The organism is Pseudomonas defluvii (genome assembly GCF_001695625.1).
Lineage (GTDB): Bacteria > Pseudomonadota > Gammaproteobacteria > Pseudomonadales > Pseudomonadaceae > Aquipseudomonas > Aquipseudomonas defluvii.
Genome location: NZ_MBPN01000241.1, coordinates 1 through 2,329, shown reverse-complemented (window position 1 = coordinate 2,329; position 2,329 = coordinate 1). Strand labels below are relative to the sequence as shown.

At 63.2% G+C, this 2,329-nt stretch carries 2 protein-coding genes and 2 pseudogenes; all 4 read left to right on the top strand.

Annotation, left to right across the window (positions count from 1 at the left end):
• Positions 1–147: pseudogene (locus EKA13_RS26940) on the top strand (DUF6094 domain-containing protein); the annotation flags it as partial.
• A 51-nt stretch (positions 148–198) separates the two neighbouring features.
• Complete coding sequence (locus EKA13_RS26935) at positions 199–519, top strand: hypothetical protein (RefSeq protein WP_009459687.1); 321 nt, start codon at positions 199–201, stop codon at positions 517–519.
• 90 nt (positions 520–609) lie between these two features.
• The gene (locus EKA13_RS26930; protein WP_009459685.1) at positions 610–915 is read left to right on the top strand and encodes a hypothetical protein; all 306 of its coding nucleotides are present in this window, start codon (positions 610–612) and stop codon (positions 913–915) included.
• A 135-nt stretch (positions 916–1,050) separates the two neighbouring features.
• Positions 1,051–2,329 (top strand): annotated as a pseudogene (locus EKA13_RS26925) (DEAD/DEAH box helicase); the annotation flags it as partial.

The following is a 2,329-nucleotide window of genomic DNA, read 5'->3' as shown; positions in this document are numbered from 1 at the left end:
AAGACGCTCCAGCGTGAATTCACCGAACGCGAAGACGGCTCGATCGCCGAGACCCGCATCCTCACCGACAAGTTTGTGCCCGTCATCCGCGCGTGGGACATGACGCCTGGCTCCGCGACACGGGGCGAGGTGTTGACCATCCGCTGACTCACCGGACGCGCTGCCGTCCTGCTATTCCCACATCGAAGGAGAAACACCATGTTCGCAAACCCGTTCAAGCGGCCCGCGCCGCAGAAGCAACCGTTGTTCGCACCGGGTACGCTGAAGTTGAGCGAGAAGGTGCATTGGTTGGCACGCAAAGGCCTGATCGACCCCTTGGCCTATGTCCAGCGCCACGTGCGCGGTGACTGGGGCGAGATCGACGAGGCCACCCGCCAAGCCAACAACGTCGCAATCCAACAGGACAACCTAATGATCTCGCAGTTCAGGATCACGCCGGACCTGGCACTGATCGTCAAGACCAGCGAGGACCATGAAACCACGGTGGTCCAGCTATCCGAGGAGCAAGATCTGATTTGACGGCCCCACATCGTCATTCTCATCCACCTGACGGAGCCACTTCACTCCGCCAGGGGTGTCGTGGCTCAATAACCTTTCAAGGAGGAGCCCATGGCATCACATCGCATCGAAACCTACTGCCAGAGGCTGGCGTTCCCCATCGGGGCGCTTATCTTCAGCAAAGGCATTGACCGCCTGGTCCGCTCGGGTCGCCTCGACCCGATCCCGTACTTCAGGCGCCACACCCGTGGTGACTGGGGCGACGTCAACGTCCAGCAATGGCAGGCCAACAGCACCGCGCTTCAATCAGGTGCTTCGCTGGCATCGCACTACGTGATCCACCCGGGGCTGGCCATTCGCATCGTTACCGACGCGGAGCGCCGCGCCACCGTCATCGTTCTGCCGTCCGAGGACTGAGCACGGTTCACCCGCTGGCCATCCAGGCCAGCACCTTCAACCACCTTCGGCCACGCGCCGATTTACTTCCCACCACGGGGCATGCCACTGCCCCACTGGGGGTGGTGCATGCCCCATTTTCTTTGGAGCATCACCATGTCCCTCGATCTCGAAACCAATGCCGCTGAAGCCGCGCCCGTACAGGGCGAACTGCTCGATGCGGAATCTTCCCCTCTGACCCTGAGCCTTCAGGATTTCGTCGGCGAGTTCGGCGACGAACTGCTCGACGCCCTCAACAGCGCTAATCCGCCGGTCTATACCGGCCAACCGCAGGCACATCGCCAGCTCATCGTCGCCAGCCTCAAGCGCAAGCTGTTCCAGGCCCAGGCCGAAGTCGTCCATGCCGCCGCCGAGCTGCTGATTGACCGTGGCGAACATGCCGCGATCGTCAATGGCGAAATGGGCTGCGGCAAGACGACCGTCGGCATCGCCACGGCCGCCGTGCTCAACGCCGAAGGCTACCGCCGCACCTTGGTTCTTTCGCCGCCGCACCTTGTTTACAAGTGGCGGCGCGAGATCCAGGAGACGGTAGCAGGCGCCAAGGTGTGGGTGCTCAACGGCCCCGATACCTTGGTCAAGCTCATCAAGCTACGCGAGCAGTTGGGCGTGCAGCCCACGGGCCAGGAGTTCTTTGTCCTGGGGCGCGTCAGGATGCGGATGGGGTTCCACTGGAAGCCTGTCTTCACTCAGCGGCGTACCCGCCACGGCAACGTGGCAGCGTGCCCGGACTGCGGCACGGTCATCACCGATCTCGACGGCGAGCCGGTCAACCCGGTCGAACTCGAAGCCGAGGAATCCCGCAGGAAGTGCAGCCACTGCGCCGCCCCCCTGTGGACGCTGATCCGCCCGAGAAGCCTGTCCGGCAGCGATCAGTCCTCGGCCGTCCTCAAAGCCTTGAAGCGCATCCCGACCATCGGGGAAGTCACCGCGCAGAAGCTGATGCAGAAGTTCGGCGACGGCTTCCTGGCCTCGATGCTCGGCGACAACATCCATGAGTTCATCAACCTCATGGACGGCAACGGCGAACTGGTGTTCTCCGACCGTCAGGCCACGCGCATGGAACGCGCGATGGCCAACATGGAGTTCGGGTTTGGCGAGGGCGGCTATCAGCCGTCCGAGTTCATCAAGAGATACCTGCCGCAAGGCACGTTCGACCTGCTCATCGCCGACGAGGCACACGAGTACAAGAACGGCGGCAGTGCCCAGGGCCAAGCCATGGGCGTGCTGGCGGCGAAGGCTCGCAAAACCTTGCTGCTGACCGGCACGTTGATGGGCGGCTACGGGGACGACCTGTTCTACCTGCTGTTCCGAGCCCTTCCCGGGCGGATGATCGAAGACGGCTACCGCCCGACCACGAGCGGCAGCATGACCTCGG